Source organism: Vreelandella arctica, assembly GCF_037070215.1.
Lineage (GTDB): Bacteria > Pseudomonadota > Gammaproteobacteria > Pseudomonadales > Halomonadaceae > Vreelandella > Vreelandella arctica.
On the sequence record NZ_JBANSN010000004.1, the window covers coordinates 217656 to 234878 of the forward strand.

The following is a 17223-nucleotide window of genomic DNA, read 5'->3' on the forward strand; positions in this document are numbered from 1 at the left end:
AATGACCTCTCCTGATGTCATTGCGAACGCAGTGAAGCAATCTCGGGGTTAGCTGCCGCCGCGGCGTTGAGATTGCCGCGTCGTTTCACTCCTCGCAATGACATAACCCCGTTTTATTCGCAACTCGCTGTGTAGGTTTAGCGTAACAGCCAGGAAAGCACGAGCAGCAATAGCAATATACCTGCTACCCCCTGCCAGAAACGCCGCGGCTCCTGGCGGCTCTCTTCCCGGTTCGGCAATCGCCCCAGCGGCACCCTAAGGGCATGCAAGAACTCCGATAGACGCCTAAAGCGCAGAGCCCGCTGCGGATCCAAAGCGCGGCGTAGCGCATCGTCTAAGTCTTGGGATATCTCAGGATTGGTTGTGCGCGCGCTGCGGTAGGTTAATTCTTCAAGATCGGTATGGCTGCGCAGGCGATTGGGCGTCAAGGTATAGGGCAAAGCACCGGTCAATAACCAGTAGGTCGTGGATGCCAGCGAGTACTGATCACTGCGCCGACCAATGCTGTCGGCCAACGCATACTCAGGGGCGGTGTGCTCGTTGAAGCCAATTTGGCGGAGCAACTCACCCGAGTGGCGGTGCCCTTCGCCGTCGCGCATATGGCAGGCACTAAAATCAGTCAGCACCAGCTTGCCGTGCGGGTCGATCAGGATATTATCGGGGTTGATCTGCTGATGAATAATTTCCCGGTGATGCAGCGCCTGCACCGCCTTACCCAGCTGATTAGCAATATCTAAGCGCTGCGTTAAGCTGGCTTGAGGATGGCGTTCGGCCCACTGTCGCAGCGTTTCACCTTCAATATGCTGCATCAGGTAATAGAGATAACGGCGCGGCCGCGACGGCTCCATCACCTTGACCACAAACGGCGAATTGACGCGCTCGACCACCCACTGCTGAAGCAGGAAGTGCTCCAGATAGGCGTTGCGCAACGAAAGCTCCGGGCTGGGTGCTTTCATGACCATTTCACGCTCGCTATGCACATCACGAACACGATAAACCCGCGACTGCGCTGTGCGTGACAGCACAGCGAGAACTTCAAGGCCATCTAAACGCTCACCCGGCGCCAGTTCTGGCGGAATCGGCAAGTCGCCGTAGAGCTGTCCTGGATGCTCCGTTACTTCGTCAGGCAACTCATCGATTCGCACCAACTGGAAGCAGAACTGATCGCCACCGTAGCCACGATCCTGGGCGCGCTGCTTCGCCTCATCGGCAAGCCGTTCGCAGGCGGCATCCAGATCACTGGCATCTTGGCGGATCAAGCGTACATAGTCGGAAGGTAGCAGAGTACCGCGCACACCCTGGGTGGTGAACAAGAACAGATCGCCCTGTTTGAGCGCTATATGGGTGTAATCGATATCAACACTGCCATCCATACCCAGCGCCCGGGAAGGATAACGGTACCCTCCTAAGTCGGTGACATGGTCTCGGCTCAACTGCTCAAACTCGGCCCCGCGCAAACGGAACACCAGCGTGTCGCCCATATGAAACAGATGTGCTTCGCGCCCACGGAAGACCATCGCCGACATGGAGGAAACAAAGCTGCCCTCTTTCACATGCTGGCTTTGGCTGTAGCACCAGCTATTAAGGGCACGCAGCACGCGGGTGGCCGAGGTTTTGACATCCCAATGATCAGGGGTGGAGAAGTAATCGGCCAGAAAGCCGCGCACGCTTAAATCACCGGCCTGCTTGGCCATGGTATTGCGTGAGATGGAGTCACTAATAACGGCACAGCCACCTTTGGCGCGCAGCAGCGGCGCTTCAGGAAAGCGAACCGACATTGAACTGCGGTGCAGGCGCCGGTCCGGCGCGACAAATGCTTGACCATAACTGATGAGCAACTGGGCGTGCGACAAGTCATCCTCCTAGGCTGCCGACTCGATCGAGGGACTTCACTGTCAATAAACTCTGCCTATGATACACGCAGCGGAGCAGAAACGATGCCCAACAAACGTCTCTATCGTATTAGTGCGCTTTTATATGCGCTGCTTTTTGATTTCCCTCATAATAGGGCAACGGCTAAACCACACCGGCCCACCTATGTCGCATTGGTAATCGCGTAGTCATGTTCGTATAATTCTTCGCCATCAACGACTCTGTAACGATTACCTAACCTCTGCACGACTCAAGCCACAGTACTACCAAGGAATCAACGATGAACTTCGATAATATCCCTGCTGGAAAGGATCTCCCCAACGACGTTTATGTGGTGATCGAAATTCCAGCCAACCACGATCCAATCAAATACGAAATTGATAAGGACATGGGCGCACTACTCGTTGACCGCTTTATGGCCACCCCCATGTTCTACCCTGCCAACTATGGCTTTATTCCCCACACCCTAGCCGATGACGGCGACGCCCTGGATGCGCTGGTCGTGACCCCGCACCCGGTTCAACCCGGCAGCATTATTCGTGCTCGTCCGGTAGGCATTTTAAACATGACCGACGAAGCCGGCGAAGATGCCAAGCTGATTTGTGTGCCCCACGCCAAGCTTAGTTCGCTCTACGATGACATTCAGGAAGTCACTGACCTACCTGAGCTGCTGCGCCAGCAAATTGCACACTTCTTCGAGAACTACAAAGATCTCGAAAAAGGCAAATGGGTAAAAGTCGAGTCCTGGGAAGGCGCTGACGCTGCGCGCAAAGCGATTGAAAAATCCGTTATCGCTTACCAGAAAGCGTAATCGTTTTGTAAAGTTGCTTCTGTGTATGTGAAAAGGTCGCCTTCGGGCGACCTTTTAGGTTGTTAGGATTAACGCACCATTAGCGACCGCGTCACGTCACCGCAGCGTATACGCGAGAGATTCAAGGTTGCGGTATGCTATTTGTCCTAGCTTGCGATGCCATTAATTAAGGACGCACCGTGTTATCTCTTAAACGCCTGAGCCTACTTCCCTTACTGGTTTTTTTTCTCGGCTGGTTACCCTTGAGCGCACACGCCCAATGGTTTTCATCGTCTAGCAACCAAGATGAATTTTTACCGGTAATGGAAGCCTTTCAGCCTACCGCTTGGCACGATGGAGAAACGCTTTTTATCGGTACCGATATCACCGATGAGTACTATCTTTATCGGCATCAGTTTGCTGTCTCCAGTCAGACCGAGGGTATAACGCTTGGCGAACCCAACATCCCCGAAGGCACGTTCACCAACGATGAATTCATGGGCGATGTTTACATCTTCCGCGACCAGGTGGTGTTTGAAGTACCGCTGAGCGCTCCCTACGCAGGCCCGCTAAACGTTGAGTTAACCTTTCAAGGCTGCGCGGATGCAGGGCTATGCTATCCACCGGAACGCTTGAGCCTACAAGCGAGTGAGACTGAGCCGCCCAATCAATTTGCAAACTGGCAAGAAGGAGATAGCGCCGCTAGTGAAATCGCTACCGCTACCTCTACTTCACAGAGTAACTTCGCGGGGCCTCAAAGTGAAGATAGCCGCTTTAGCGCTTTGATTAGCGATGCAAGCTTACCGTTAGCGTTAGGGCTGTTTTTTATTGCCGGCTTGGGGCTTACCTTTACCCCCTGCGTACTCCCGATGATCCCGATTCTCTCCTCAATCGTCGTCGGCCAGAACCCCACCCGCCCACGCGCCTTTGCTCTCTCGTTAAGCTATGTGCTGGGGATGGCGCTGACCTACGCGCTGGTCGGGATCTTGATGGGGCTGTTCGGCGCCGGCCTTAATCTTCAGGCGCGCTTACAGTCGGCACCGGTGCTTATCACTTTCGCCGTACTCTTCACGCTCTTTGCGCTGGCCATGTTCGGGGCCTTCACGCTGAATCTCTCGCCCCGCTTAGCCACCCGTATTGACGCCTGGCAGGCTCGCGCTCAGCGTAGTGGACCAGCGGGTTTAGCGTTAGCAGGTGCGCTCTCCGTACTAGTGGTGTCACCCTGCGTCACCGCTCCATTAGCCGGGGCACTGGTGTTTATCTCCTCAACCGGTGATGCAGCCATGGGGGGTACGGTACTCTTTGCCCTGGGAATGGGCATGGGCGTACCGCTTCTTTTAGTCGGCACCTTTGGCGCCACACTGTTACCCCGTTCGGGCGCCTGGATGAATGGCGTAAAGATTGCCTTTGGCCTGTTGCTACTGGGTGTGGCAATTTGGATGATCGAGCGTTTAGTTGCTGCACCCATAGCGCTACTTCTATGGGCAACACTCGCGATCGGCACGGCGCTGGCGCTTGGGGCTCTGAACTTCAATCAACCGCAAGGGTGGCCACGGGCACGTCAAACGCTGGGGGTTTTGCTGCTGGCGTGGGGCGTCCTGCTGGTGATTGGTGCCGCGCAAGGTGGCAGCAACCCACTGCGCCCTCTTGCGGCCACCTCGATTGGGCCCGGCGAGTCTCAAGTGGAACAGCTTGAGTTTGTTGAGGTCGATAACCTTACCGCGCTTGAGGCGGCCATCGCTCAAGCGAAAAGTACTAATCAGCCGGCGTTTGTTCACTTTACCGCTGACTGGTGCATTTCATGCAAGCTACTGGAGCGCGATGTTTATCCTGACCCACGTGTTTCAGCGGCATTGGAGGGTTACACATTAATTGCCGCAGACGTGACGCAGACCGATCCACAAAGTCGTGAGCTGCTGGAACAGTTCAATCTTTTCGGCCCGCCAAGCCTGCTGTTTTTCAGTCAAGGCGAAGAAATTCGTGATGCGCGCATTCAAGGCGAAGTCACCGCCGACCAACTGCATGAACATCTTGAATCCGTTAGCCAGTGGCTTGCCAATAGTTGAGCCACCACCCTACGAGCCTTGCCCACTAAGGCACTTAAGCAGCGTTTTGACGCGAATATCGTCAAACAGTTGTTTAAATCTACATTCAGCGTCAGTTTAAGCACTGGCTTAGGCTGTCGCTGGACATCCTGGCACTTTTTCGGCAAACTCCGCTCCCATATTAGCTAAAAACTTCCTTTTTTAGGGGTGAGAACGGGGTAACGTTCGCTAACATGCAGCGTTCTCTTCATTTTTAAATTTGGTTTACTGCGCCTATAGATGAGCCGCGCAGCGCCGCGCAGCAACTCGCCTATAGGCCACGGTTACTGTGTGATTATTTCTCATAATCTTCTTTTATGACATTGATGGGGCTATGCCATGGATATCCGCAAAGTTAAGAAACTGATCGAGCTGCTCGAAGAGTCCAATATTAGCGAGATTGAAATTCAGGAAGGCGAAGAGTCCGTTCGTATCAGCCGCCACCCTAATGGCGCCTCGTGGCAGCCACAGCCCATGCCGCAATACGCACAACAGCAGCCTGGCTATGCAGCAGCTCCCGCTCCTACATCAGCACCGGCTGCTGAAGCTGAGCCTCAAGGCACAAGCTACCGTGGTGAAGCCGTTAACTCCCCGATGGTAGGCACCTTCTATCGCAGCCCCGCGCCGGGCGCCAAGTCGTTTGTAGAAGTCGGTGATAGCGTCAAGCAAGGCGATACCATTTGTATTATTGAAGCCATGAAAATGATGAACCAGATTGAAGCTGACCGCGACGGCGTGGTGGAAGCCATCCTGGTAGAAGATGGTGAGCCGGTCGAATTCGATCAACCCATGATCGTCATCGCTTAATCCTTCATTTTCAACACGGGTGGACTCTCCCATGCTGGACAAGGTACTTATCGCCAACCGCGGCGAGATTGCCCTCCGTATCCTACGGGCCTGTAAAGAACTGGGCATTAAAACCGTTGCGGTACATTCCAAAGCTGATCGTGAACTCATGCATGTTCGCCTGGCGGATGAAGCCGTGTGTATTGGACCGGCATCGTCAGCGCAGTCTTACTTAAATATTCCGGCCCTGATCAGTGCGGCCGAAGTCACTGACTCGACCGCTATTCACCCCGGTTACGGCTTTTTGTCTGAAAACGCCAACTTTGCCGAACAGGTTGAGCGCTCGGGATTTACCTTTATTGGCCCCCGCGCAGAGACGATTCGCCTGATGGGCGATAAAGTCAGTGCTATCCAGTCGATGAAAGAAGCGGGCGTTCCCACGGTGCCAGGCTCAGACGGCCCCTTGGGTGACGATGATGCGACCAATTTAGCCACTGCGCGTCGCATCGGCTACCCGGTCATCATCAAGGCAGCCTCCGGTGGCGGTGGTCGCGGCATGCGTGTGGTACACACCGAAGGCCACCTGCTTTCGGCAATCACCGTTACTCGCACTGAAGCCCATGCCGCCTTTGGTGACGGCACGGTTTACATGGAGAAATTCCTCGAAAAACCGCGCCACGTCGAAGTTCAGGTGCTTGCGGATGGTCAGGGCAACGCGATTCATCTTTATGACCGCGACTGCTCACTCCAACGCCGTCACCAGAAAGTGCTTGAAGAAGCGCCTGCACCAGGTCTTGATCCGGAAGCTCGCGCCCAAGTGCTAGAAGCGTGTCGCCAAGCATGTATTAAGATCAATTACCGTGGCGCAGGCACCTTTGAATTCTTGTACGAAGACGGCGAGTATTTCTTCATCGAGATGAATACCCGCGTTCAGGTAGAGCACCCTGTTACCGAGATGGTCACCGGCGTCGATATCGTTAAAGAGCAGCTGCGCATTGCCTCGGGTCTGCCGCTGTCGATTCGCCAGGAAGATGTAAAGCTCAACGGTCATTCCTTCGAGTGCCGGATTAACGCTGAAGACTCGCGCACCTTTATGCCCTCCCCTGGCAAGGTAACGCTGTTTCACGCGCCGGGTGGCCTGGGTGTCCGTATGGACTCCCACCTCTACACCGGCTACACCGTGCCGCCTCACTATGACTCACTGATCGGCAAACTGATCACCTGGGGCGCCGACCGCGAAATAGCGCTTACGCGCATGCGCAATGCCCTTGATGAACTGCTGGTGGAAGGTATTAAAACCAATATCGATCTACAAAAAGATTTGGTTCGCGATAGCTACTTCCGTCAAGGTGGTGTCAACATTCACTATCTGGAAAAGAAACTCAGCAGCTAATAGCACTTCAAACGCTTTCCAGCGCTAAGAGTGATGCCCAGCGGGGTGGCCATGTCCACCCCGTCTCTGTCTTTAACGTCTTTGTCTTTACCTTCTTTGTTTTTACTGAATCTGTCTTTACTGTATTTGTCTTTAATTCGCCCTGCGGAGACTCTCCATGCCCTGGCTCCAACTCAAAGCCCATGTCGCCCCTGAACAAGCAGAGTTTCTCGAAGAACTGCTGCTTGATGAAGGCGCGACAGCGATTGGCCTTCAGGATGCCCACGATGATCCGGTATTTGAGCCAGAACGTGGCACCACACCGCTCTGGGAAGACACCATTCTGACCGGCCTTTACGATGACCTAGAGGGCGTCGAAAGCATGTTGGAACGTATTGAGGCGGCATGGTCCGAACAGATGCCTGAGGAGCCCTGCCCCACCATCGAATATGAGCTACTGGCTGACCGGGACTGGGAGCGGGAATGGATGGATGACTTCACACCGCTGCAGATGGGCCAGCGGCTGTGGATCGTACCAAGCTGGCACGAACCTCCCCATGCCGACGCCGTTAACTTGATTCTCGACCCCGGCCTGGCCTTTGGAACGGGCACGCACCCGACCACAGCGCTGTGTTTGGAGTGGTTGGATGAACTGGCCGTGGCTGGGCACTTAGCCCAGCAGACCGTGCTGGATGTGGGCTGTGGCTCCGGCATTCTTGCTATCGCCGCACTCAAACTCGGCGCTAGCCATGCTGATGCCACCGATATTGACCCGCAGGCACTCCAAGCCAGCCGTGACAACGCCGAGCGTAACGGGATTGCCGAGCCGGATTTAACGCTCTACTACCCTGAGCAGTTAAGTGATGGCGGCGACTACCCTGTTGTGACCGCCAATATTTTAGCGGGCCCGCTAGTCGAGCTTGCTCCAATGATTGCCGGGCACGTGGCCCCTAGCGGCCGCATTGCGCTATCCGGCATCTTGGCGAACCAGGCAAATGAGGTTTATGAAGCCTATGCCGCACAGGGAATCGCCATGGAGGAGCCAGTGATTCGCGAAGGATGGGTGCGACTTAACGGCCAGCGTCCGCGTTAAAGCGGCAAACGGCCTTCACCCCATCACCGAGTAGGCGTATCATACGCCCCCTTGAATCGCCTACTCGCCGCTAGCCCAGCACACATAAAGCCTAACGCCATGACTGTAGCCAATGCACTAGCCTCCAATGAGCCCGTCACCATTGGGACGTATGCATTACCCAACCGGGTAATTCTCGCGCCCATGGCCGGCGTCACCGACCGGCCTTTCCGCCAGTTATGTCGGCGGCTGGGGGCTGGCTGGGTGGTGGGTGAAATGGTGACGTCAGACCCCAGCTTATGGCACACGCGTAAATCGCAGCTACGGATGGACCATCGCGGAGAGCCCGACCCCCGCGTGGTACAAATCGCCGGTGGCGATGCCGAGATGCTCGCCCAGGCGGCGCGGTTGAATGCCGAACTTGGCGCTCAGATCATCGATATCAACATGGGTTGCCCCGCGAAAAAAGTCTGCAACAAAGCCGCTGGGTCGGCGCTCCTTCGCGATGAAGCCTTGGTTGCCGAGATTCTTGACGCAGTAGTTTCAGCGGTCGATATTCCAGTAACGCTGAAAATTCGCACCGGCTGGTGCGCCGAATCAAACAACGCCTTGCGAATTGCCCGCTTAGCTGAGTCCGCAGGCATTCAAGCACTCGCCGTACATGGCCGTCACCGCCAGCAGCGCTATACTGGACAGGCAGAGTACGACACGATTGCTGAGATAAAATCTCACCTCTCGATACCGGTGATAGCCAACGGCGACATAACAAGTCCGGAAAAAGCCGCCGAGGTACTCGCTTATACCGGCGCTGATGCAGTAATGGTAGGCCGTGGTGCTCAGGGCAACCCGTGGATATTTCAACAGATTAACCACTATCTTCAGCATGGGGAACGGTTGGCGCTACCCACCCTTGTGGAGCGCCGCCACGTGCTACACGGGCATGTCGAGGCGTTGCATGAGTTTTATGGCACGACGATGGGTGTGCGTATTGCGCGCAAGCATGTCGGCTGGTACCTCAGCGACGACCCACGCTTTACGCAGCCTCAGCAGCGCGCGCTTAAGCAGCAGTTCAATGCGTTAGCGTCACCTGAAACGCAATTTGATTGGATCAACGACGTGATGGCCCCCGGTGCTGCCATACGTTTGCTAGCCAAAGGAAGCCATGCTGCATGACCGAACGCGATCTTCTCTCTAGCGACACCTACTCTTCTAGCGACACCCGTGCCAGCGAAGGCTACTCCCATTTAACGGGCACGCTTGCGGATCCGGCGGCTGCTAGCTCACCGCCACAGCCGCTTAGAGAGGCTGTTGAAACGGCAATGCGCCGCTACTTTGAGCATTTAGATGGCAGCCAAGCCAGCGACCTTTATGCCATGGTGATGGCCGAAGTAGAGGCACCATTACTCGCCTGCGTTTTGGAGCACACCGACGGCAACCAGACCCGTGCCGCGGATGTGCTCGGCTTGAACCGCGGCACCCTGCGTAAAAAACTCAAGCAATACGGACTTATCGAAGGTGACGCCCCATAACCCTGGGGCGTTGTTATTTTCTATTCTCGACTCTGCATACGAGCATTCTTATGGCTGATAATCCTCTCATGGCTGATAGTTCTTCCTTGACTGACAGTAGCGCCACCCCCGTCCGCCGCGCTCTTTTGAGCGTTTCTGATAAAACCGGCATTGTAGAATTTGCCCGTGGCCTGACTAAACATGGTGTTGAACTGCTCTCCACGGGTGGCACCTTCCGCCTACTGCAGGAAAATGCTATCGCAGTGAAAGAAGTGTCTGAACACACCGGTTTCCCCGAAATTATGGATGGCCGGGTAAAAACGCTGCATCCGAAAATCCACGGCGGCATCCTGGCGCGCCGTGGTCAGGATGATGCGGTCATGGCTGAGAACGACATTACCCCGATCGACATGGTGGTCGTCAACCTCTACCCATTTGCCGCGACGGTAGCCAAGCCTGATTGCACGCTGGAAGATGCGATTGAAAATATCGATATCGGCGGCCCAACCATGGTACGCGCCTGCGCCAAAAACCACGCCTACACCACTATCGTGGTCAATAGCAGTGACTATGCGCGGGTACTTGGTGAGCTGGCCGCACAGGATGGCCAGGTGAGTCGCGCCACGCGTTTTGATTTAGCGGTAAAAGCGTTTGAACACACCGCTGGCTACGACGGCGCGATTGCTGACTACCTGGGTCGCCAAGTGAATGCTAGCGATAAGACCTTCCCACGCACTTTTAACCTGCAGCTCGATAAAAAGCAGGACATGCGCTACGGCGAAAACCCGCATCAGCAGGCAGCCTTTTACGTTGACCCCCAGGCGAGCGAGCCCAGTGTCGCTACGGCTAAAATGCTCCAAGGCAAGCCGCTTTCGTATAACAATGTCGCCGATACTGACGCTGCGTTTGAGTGTGTAAAAGCCTTTAACGAGACAGCCTGCGTGATTGTTAAACACGCAAACCCCTGCGGCGTCGCCATTGGCGCAACCGCCTTAGCCGCTTACGACAAAGCCTTTGCCACCGATCCTACCAGTGCGTTTGGCGGCATTATCGCTTTCAATACACCGCTGGACGCCGAAACAGCCCAGGCGATCATTGATCGCCAGTTTGTCGAGGTAATTATTGCCCCAGGGGTCAGCGATGAAGCCGCTGCCATCGTGGCGAATAAGCAAAACGTACGCTTGCTGGACGTCAGCGCTCACTGGCCCGGCGAGCAGCAGCCTGCGCTGGACTTTAAGCGTGTCAACGGCGGGTTACTGGTGCAGGAACGTGACGACGGAATGGTCACCCGTGACAACCTGACCGTGGTCAGCCAGCGCGCCCCTAGCGAACAGGAGCTGCGTGATCTGGCCTTTGCCTGGCGAGTGGCCAAGTTCGTCAAATCCAACGCCATTGTGTATGCCAAAGAGGGCCAAACCGTGGGCGTTGGCGCGGGCCAAATGAGCCGCGTTTACTCGGCTAAAATTGCCGGCATTAAGGCCGCCGACGAAGGTCTTTCGGTGCCCGGATCAGTGATGGCGTCTGACGCCTTCTTCCCGTTCCGCGATGGCATTGATGCCGCGGCAGCCGCAGGCATTACCGCCGTGATTCAACCGGGGGGTTCCATGCGCGACCAGGAAGTGATCGACGCCGCCAACGAAGCAGGCATTGCCATGGTGTTTACCGGCATGCGCCACTTCCGCCACTAAGAGTAGCCACAACGCTTAGCCACACTTTCGGCATCAAGCTGATACCGTCAAAAACTAGCCCCCATCAGCAGCGCGCTGATGGGGGCTTTTTTACCCAGTCTTACTTAAAAAAAAGAACACTTAGGGCTCAGGGCTCAGCCAAGATCAATACATAGATACTTGGTTTCAAGGTACTCTTCCAAGCCCTGATGGCCGCCTTCACGGCCTAAGCCTGAGGCTTTGACACCCCCAAACGGCGCAGCAGCGTTAGAAATGGCGCCGGTATTAATCCCGACCATACCGTACTCAAGTGCTTCGGCCACGCGCCATACGCGGGAGAGATCACGCGAATAGAAGTAAGAAGCCAAGCCATACTGGGTATCGTTGGCCATTTCAATCGCGGTCTCTTCATCGTCAAACGGGAAGACAGCCGCGAGCGGACCGAAGGTCTCTTCATGAGCCACTTTCATCTTGTCGGTCGCAAAACTGATCAGCGTCGGCGTAAAGAAGTTACCGCCCAACGGGTGCGGATGCCCGCCCAACAACAGCTCTGCACCATTATCGATGGCGTCCTGCACATGTTCACTGACTTTTTTAACCGCATTGCCATCAATGAGCGGACCGATATTAATATTCGGCTTGGTGCCATCGCCGACATGCAGCTCGCTGTTCATGGCAACCGCTAACTTTTCGCAAAAGGCATTAATCACGCTGGACTGAACCAGGAAGCGATTAGTGCAAACACAGGTTTGCCCGGCGTTACGGAATTTAGCGGCCATGGCGCCTTCTACAGCGGCGTCTAAATCGGCATCTTCAAACACGATAAACGGCGCATTACCGCCCAACTCTAGCGAGATTTTCTGTACGTGTTCCGCCGCTTGCGCCATCAGCTTGCGGCCTACTTCGGTCGAGCCAGTGAAGGTAATCTTGCGCACTTTGGGCGACTGGGTCATGGCTTGGGCAATATCGCTGGCACTGCCGGGCACCACATTGAACACACCGCGGGGAATGCCGGCACGCTCGGCCAATAGCGCGAGCGCAGTGGCTGAAAAAGGCGTCTGGCTAGCAGGTTTAACCACGATCGTGCAGCCTGCTGCCAGTGCAGCCCCTGCCTTGCGAGTAATCATCGCCGCAGGGAAATTCCAGGGCGTAATGGCCCCCACAACACCGACGGGCTGCTTAGTTACCACAATGCGCTGGTTAGCTTTAGCGGCAGGAATGGTTTCGCCGTAAACGCGTCGCGCTTCTTCGGCAAACCAGCGCAGAAAACTGGCCGCATAGGCAATTTCACCCGCCGCTTCTTTGAGCGGCTTACCCTGTTCGTAGGTCATCAGCATGGCAAGATCCTGCTGATGCTCCATCATCAGATCGTGCCATTTCAACAACAAATCCGCTCGCTCCTGAGCGGTAAGGGCACGCCATGCCGGTAGTGCAGCATCCGCCGCGTCTATCGCCCGCTCGGTCTCAACTTTTCCCAAGCGGGGAATATCGCCAATCGCTTCGCCGGTTGCCGGGTTCAATACGGTGATCTGTTCGCCGCTATCCGCCGCGACCCAACTGCCGTCTATATAAGCAAAGGGGCAATACAGCTGTGTTTCTTTAAGCGCTTCCATGACAGACTCCTGGCCAAAATGATGGCCTTATAGGCTCATTAACCTCTTCATGCTAAGACGAAACACCCCTTTAGACCAAGTTTACCGCGTGCTTGACTCGCTAATTAACAACAGTTGAATCAGTTAATCAGCATTAAAAACTCTTGCCGGGTCGCCTGGTTGCTACGAAAACCACCCAGCATTACCGAAGATGTCATGCTGGAGTTTTGCTTCTCTACGCCACGCATCATCATACAGAGGTGACGCGCCTCAATGACCACAGCAACGCCCGTTGCCTGAGTCACTTCCTGAACGGCATCTGCAATCTCACGGGTTAAATTCTCTTGGATCTGCATACGGCGCGCAAACATATCGACAATACGGGCAAACTTAGACAGTCCTAATACTTTACCGTTTGGCAGATAGGCAATGTGGCATTTACCGATAAATGGCAGCAGGTGGTGTTCACACATTGAGTAGAGTTCAATGTCTTTCACCAACACCATTTCATCCGTTTGCGATTCAAACACCGCACCATTAACGATCTCGTCCAACGACTGAGAGTAGCCTGCATTCAAAAACTGCATAGCCTTGGCTGCACGTTTCGGCGTATCTCGTAGCCCTTCACGGTTCGGGTCTTCGCCAAGTGCTGAAATTATCTGGCGATAGTGCTCGGCGATATCATCGGACATATTAAGCCTCTTCAAAAACTGTATCAAAACCGTGCGCAATCGCGTCCAAACGGTCACCTAGGTCTCTAACCCTTTGCGCATGAAAAAAGTAAAACTACCACTAGAGGGACGTTAACCACCGCCTTTCTCTACCCAAGTTGTACAAAAAGTATACTTTTTCATAAAAAACGCACAACAAATATTAATTAATTCCATTATTTTACCGCATCTCGCCTGCTGTTGGCTTCTCTAACTGCGGCAGAGCGCCGCGGTGCTCACTTTGCAACCTAGGGGCCTGTGCTATGATAAATCATTATTATTGATTGCCTTTATTTCAGGCACCACCATTGAGAGTTCGCCATGTCATTTAAGCCAACGTCCTTTTGGTTAGCCGCCATTGCGGCCCCCTTTTATTTCTCCACGCCGCTACCTTCTTTCGCCGCAGAAGCGACACTTTCACTGCCCAATGAAGCGACTGTTGGCGTTGAGGTTGTTGAAGAGCTTACCTTTGAGTCAAACCAAGCTCGTCTTAACGACATATTGCTTCACCCCACTCAAGCTGAGAAAGCTTCGCACTCGCTGCCTGAATATTGTGTCATCGTGGGCAATGCCCAATTAGTCGATGAGCGCATTCGTGTTACCACGAAAGATGCCACCTGCATTGAAACACACGATGCGGACAGTGATATTTTTACAGGTGAATTCAGCGCCAGCGCGTATGCCGAAGATGGTCAATACGGCATCGCGTGCGAAGGCACTCCGTGCACGCTTTCTCCTGGGCAAACGTTCGTTCTCACGCTAAATGAGTCCCTAGAGATTAAAGAGCAGGACAACCCCTCTGAAGAATTGAACGAGCAACGCCGCCAAGTGGACGGAGAAGGCGTCGCTAACCCCGTACCCCGCGAAGAGGCCGTACCAGATTAAATCGTCCCTATTTACGCCAGCCAGCGGGGATTGTCTAACTGCAGGCACTGCTGCTCTAATTGGCGGATATGCTGATCCCAATAGCCACTATCCGCCAGCCAGGGAAAAGCACGGGGAAAAGCAGGATCATCCCAGCGAGAGACCAGCCATGCTGAGTGCCTAATTAAACGATAACTTCTCAGTGGTTCTATCAACGCCAACTGATCAGTAGGAAACGAGCAGGCTTCCTCATACCCTTCGGTAATTTCACTTAGATACGATCGCCACCCCTGTGGGTCATCCGTGGGCAGTAGCATCCAAATATCCTGCATAGCAGGCGCCATGATGCAGTCGTCAAAATCGACCAGCGTAAAGTCCTCATCACGCCCCAGCACATTGCCCAAATGGCAATCGCCATGGCAGCGAATCATGCTGCTGGCGGGGACCGTATGTTTTACAAGCTGCTGATGCACCTTTTCAATTACATTATCGTAAGCCCGGCGCTGATGACGGTTCATCCAATTACTGGCCAGCACTCGCTGCTGAGCATCTAAAATACCACTCGCCATTTCTAGCCGAGGACGGTGCTGAAACGTTTTTTTGGCCGACACTTTATGCAACCGCCCTAACACCTGCCCCATGGCAAATAAGTGCGATGGATTATCTAATTCTGGTGCCTGGCCTGGGCAGTGGGGAAACAGTGCAAATCGATACGCTTTAAAATAGTGTAACGAGACACCCGCCCTATCACGCCAAGGCGCAACTACCGGCACCTGCTGACTAGCGAGCTCCTGTAAAAAATTGTGCTCTTCCTGAATCGCCGCGTCTGACCAGCGATCAGGCCGATAAAATTTAACAATCCAGTTTTTGCCGTCGTCATCGCGAAACAACAGCACACGGTTTTCATAGCTATTCAGCGCAAAGGGCTCACCGGCGGGCCAAACATCCAGCGACTCTACTGCAGACATCACTAGGTCGGGCGAAAGTGAGCTAAACGGGTGTGACATCGGTCACTCCTGGGTTGGCAAAAAGGCTTTTGAATACGCTAAAGCGCTATTCTATCAATCCTTGCCCAGGGGTGTCCGCGCGGTCGCCCAAATATCCACACGTTCTGCGCCCGCCTCTAGCGCCGCGCGCGCCAGTGCATGCCCCGTCGAGCCCGTCGTTACAACATCATCAATGATCAATACATGCGCTGGTGGCGGCGTCTCAAACACAAAGGCGCCCACCAAATTAGCAGCCCGTTGACGACGGTTTAACGTGCGCTGGGAGGGGGAATCCTTCACTCGCTTGGCAGACACCAATGGCACATCAAACTGGCGGCTGAGCCTCTCGGCTAACCACTGCGATTGATTAAATCCTCGCGTGCGAGCATGCGCTGGGTGCATAGGTACCGACAACAGTGCGTCTGCTTGGGTAGGCGGCGGCGTTAATACCATTAACTCCGCTAACAACGTGCCCGCTCGAGGAGAGGCGTGAAATTTAAAATCATGTACCAGCTCTTTAATCGGCCCCTGATACAAAAGCCCCGCTTGGGTGGTCGAGAATGCCGGTGGGTCAATTAAGCAGTGACCACACAGCTGCGCTCCGTGGTAAACAGGGTCACCGCACTGGCGACAGGCATGCAGGTTCCACGGCAGCCCGACCAAACAGGCGGTGCACCACCCCCGCCCCGCCAAGGCGGGTGCCAAACAAAAGGCGCAATAGCCAGGCATGGCCTGCTTTAGCCAATGGCCGCCACGCTGTAGCCATTGTTTTACATTCATGCCTTCTCCCCAATAGAGATATTAATATTAAACTCATGGTTGACTTCTATCACGAAGTTGATAATATACTCCTCGTCTTAGCGGATGTGGTGGAATTGGTAGACACGCTAGATTTAGGTTCTAGTGCCGTAAGGTGTGGGAGTTCGAGTCTCCCCATCCGCACCAATTACTTGTTAGTTTTGAAGCAGTTAACGTTACCCCCCCCTTTCAAAATGTCTTAATACCTGCCTAGCTTAGGTGATATTAAGGCTTTTTTTGCGTTTTATCCCTCGCTTTAAATCATTAATGGCTCAATGCCATTTTTTTCGTGCTTAGCATTTGCCGAATTACGTACTTTTAACAGGCTGACTTAGCTCCACTTTTCCGCTAGGCTCTGTTAAAACGACTAACTGGATACTCGTTTATGCCTCAATGTGAAATGGCTTACTGCGAGTAATTGACACCAATACTATCGCCAATGACTACCTCCAATAACCATGAGAAGGATCTCTAATAATGGAATGGCTCAACGATAATGCCCAAGCCATCTCGGCAATAGCCAGTATTTGCACCCTCTTCGTCTGGGTTTTCTATGCCCAATTGCTTTATAACGGCTATGTCCGCCAACGTCGCCCTCGTGTAATCATTAACCGTGGCAAGGGGATTGGTGTGGATGCTATTTGCTTAATCAGCAATATGAGCAGCGAAGCAATCTATGTTCAACACCTTGTAGCGGTGCTGCATACGCAAAAAAAGAGTTACTCTCTAGATGTGGTGGAGTACCAGCAACACGGCAGCGAAAAACAGGAAGCCAGCTATCGCACCCATCAAGGCCCGTTAGCATCGGGGGATTACCTTAATATTCAGTCGTTTGGCGACATTGTCAATCAGGTTAAGCAATATTGGGAAATTGATGACAGCCTGCTTCATGAGCAGAATATACAACTCGAAATTCGTGTTATTGCCATTTATGGCTCTGAAGATATGCCCACTGGCGCCTCGAGGTCTTTTAATCTTGATCTAGACGCATCGCCCAATCGTCAGCTTATTCCAGCTAGCGTTGATACAGACCGACTCAATAGCCGTGGCCAACGTAAGCGCGTACTTGAATGGGCAAAAGAGATCGAGACTCATAAAGCACGTTAACCCCTTACCTTTGCA

The 17223-nt window shown here is 54.0% G+C and carries 15 protein-coding genes and 1 tRNA gene; 11 read left to right on the forward strand and 5 right to left on the reverse strand.

Annotated elements, in window-relative coordinates; genetic code table 11:
* Window positions 1–137: 137 nt before the first annotated feature.
* Window positions 138–1853 carry a bifunctional protein-serine/threonine kinase/phosphatase gene (locus tag V8L70_RS05495; RefSeq protein WP_008956423.1) on the reverse strand — a complete coding sequence of 572 codons (1716 nt, stop codon included), beginning with the start codon at window positions 1851–1853 and terminating at the stop codon, window positions 138–140.
* Window positions 1854–2152: 299 nt separating this feature from the next.
* Here V8L70_RS05495 and ppa point away from each other — a divergent pair, with 299 nt between their 5' ends.
* The 8 genes from ppa to purH all read left to right on the forward strand — a co-directional run bounded on the left by ppa (window position 2153) and on the right by purH (window position 11172).
* Window positions 2153–2683 (forward strand): inorganic diphosphatase, encoded by a 531-nt coding sequence (gene ppa, locus V8L70_RS05500; RefSeq protein ID WP_008956424.1) that lies wholly within the window; start codon window positions 2153–2155, stop codon window positions 2681–2683.
* A 179-nt stretch (window positions 2684–2862) separates the two neighbouring features.
* A complete protein-coding gene (gene dsbD, locus V8L70_RS05505) occupies window positions 2863–4728 on the forward strand; it encodes a protein-disulfide reductase DsbD (RefSeq protein WP_101147174.1) in 1866 nt (621 codons plus the stop codon).
* Window positions 4729–5085: 357 nt separating this feature from the next.
* Window positions 5086–5553 carry an acetyl-CoA carboxylase biotin carboxyl carrier protein gene (gene accB, locus V8L70_RS05510; protein ID WP_008956426.1) on the forward strand — a complete coding sequence of 156 codons (468 nt, stop codon included), beginning with the start codon at window positions 5086–5088 and terminating at the stop codon, window positions 5551–5553.
* Window positions 5554–5584: 31 nt separating this feature from the next.
* A complete protein-coding gene (gene accC / locus V8L70_RS05515; protein WP_008956427.1) occupies window positions 5585–6925 on the forward strand; it encodes an acetyl-CoA carboxylase biotin carboxylase subunit in 1341 nt (446 codons plus the stop codon).
* Between the two features lie 157 nt (window positions 6926–7082).
* The gene (prmA, locus tag V8L70_RS05520; RefSeq protein ID WP_101147173.1) at window positions 7083–7997 is read left to right on the forward strand and encodes a 50S ribosomal protein L11 methyltransferase; all 915 of its coding nucleotides are present in this window, start codon (window positions 7083–7085) and stop codon (window positions 7995–7997) included.
* Window positions 7998–8096: 99 nt separating this feature from the next.
* Complete coding sequence (gene dusB, locus V8L70_RS05525; RefSeq protein ID WP_101147172.1) at window positions 8097–9149, forward strand: tRNA dihydrouridine synthase DusB; 1053 nt, start codon at window positions 8097–8099, stop codon at window positions 9147–9149.
* On the forward strand, window positions 9146–9505 hold the full coding sequence (gene fis, locus V8L70_RS05530) for a DNA-binding transcriptional regulator Fis (RefSeq protein ID WP_008956430.1): 360 nt from the start codon (window positions 9146–9148) through the stop codon (window positions 9503–9505). Before dusB ends, fis begins: the two co-directional genes overlap by 4 nt.
* A 50-nt stretch (window positions 9506–9555) precedes the next feature.
* Window positions 9556–11172: a bifunctional phosphoribosylaminoimidazolecarboxamide formyltransferase/IMP cyclohydrolase gene (gene purH, locus V8L70_RS05535; protein ID WP_198556114.1), complete on the forward strand. Its 1617-nt coding sequence runs from the start codon at window positions 9556–9558 to the stop codon at window positions 11170–11172.
* Between the two features lie 134 nt (window positions 11173–11306).
* Here the strand turns inward: purH and V8L70_RS05540 are convergent, their stop codons facing one another.
* Together V8L70_RS05540 and folE are read right to left on the reverse strand one after the other, a co-directional pair.
* On the reverse strand, window positions 11307–12764 hold the full coding sequence (locus V8L70_RS05540) for an NAD-dependent succinate-semialdehyde dehydrogenase (protein WP_101147171.1): 1458 nt from the start codon (window positions 12762–12764) through the stop codon (window positions 11307–11309).
* Window positions 12765–12883: 119 nt separating this feature from the next.
* Window positions 12884–13435, reverse strand: coding sequence for a GTP cyclohydrolase I FolE (gene folE, locus V8L70_RS05545; RefSeq protein ID WP_008956433.1), 552 nt, complete (start codon window positions 13433–13435; stop codon window positions 12884–12886).
* A 339-nt stretch (window positions 13436–13774) separates the two neighbouring features.
* Here folE and V8L70_RS05550 point away from each other — a divergent pair, with 339 nt between their 5' ends.
* A complete protein-coding gene (locus V8L70_RS05550; protein WP_101147170.1) occupies window positions 13775–14338 on the forward strand; it encodes a TraB/TrbI/VirB10 family type IV secretion system protein in 564 nt (187 codons plus the stop codon).
* An 11-nt stretch (window positions 14339–14349) separates the two neighbouring features.
* Here V8L70_RS05550 and V8L70_RS05555 read toward each other — a convergent pair whose 3' ends face one another.
* Window positions 14350–15324: a serine/threonine protein kinase gene (locus V8L70_RS05555; RefSeq protein WP_101147169.1), complete on the reverse strand. Its 975-nt coding sequence runs from the start codon at window positions 15322–15324 to the stop codon at window positions 14350–14352.
* Window positions 15325–15378: 54 nt separating this feature from the next.
* The gene (locus tag V8L70_RS05560; protein WP_101147168.1) at window positions 15379–16083 is read right to left on the reverse strand and encodes a ComFC family protein; all 705 of its coding nucleotides are present in this window, start codon (window positions 16081–16083) and stop codon (window positions 15379–15381) included.
* Between the two features lie 80 nt (window positions 16084–16163).
* Between V8L70_RS05560 and V8L70_RS05565 the strand changes: the two genes are divergently transcribed.
* Together V8L70_RS05565 and V8L70_RS05570 are read left to right on the forward strand one after the other, a co-directional pair.
* Window positions 16164–16248: transfer RNA gene (locus tag V8L70_RS05565), tRNA-Leu, on the forward strand.
* Between the two features lie 330 nt (window positions 16249–16578).
* The gene (locus tag V8L70_RS05570) at window positions 16579–17208 is read left to right on the forward strand and encodes a hypothetical protein (RefSeq protein ID WP_008956437.1); all 630 of its coding nucleotides are present in this window, start codon (window positions 16579–16581) and stop codon (window positions 17206–17208) included.
* The last annotated feature ends 15 nt before the right edge of the window (window positions 17209–17223 follow it).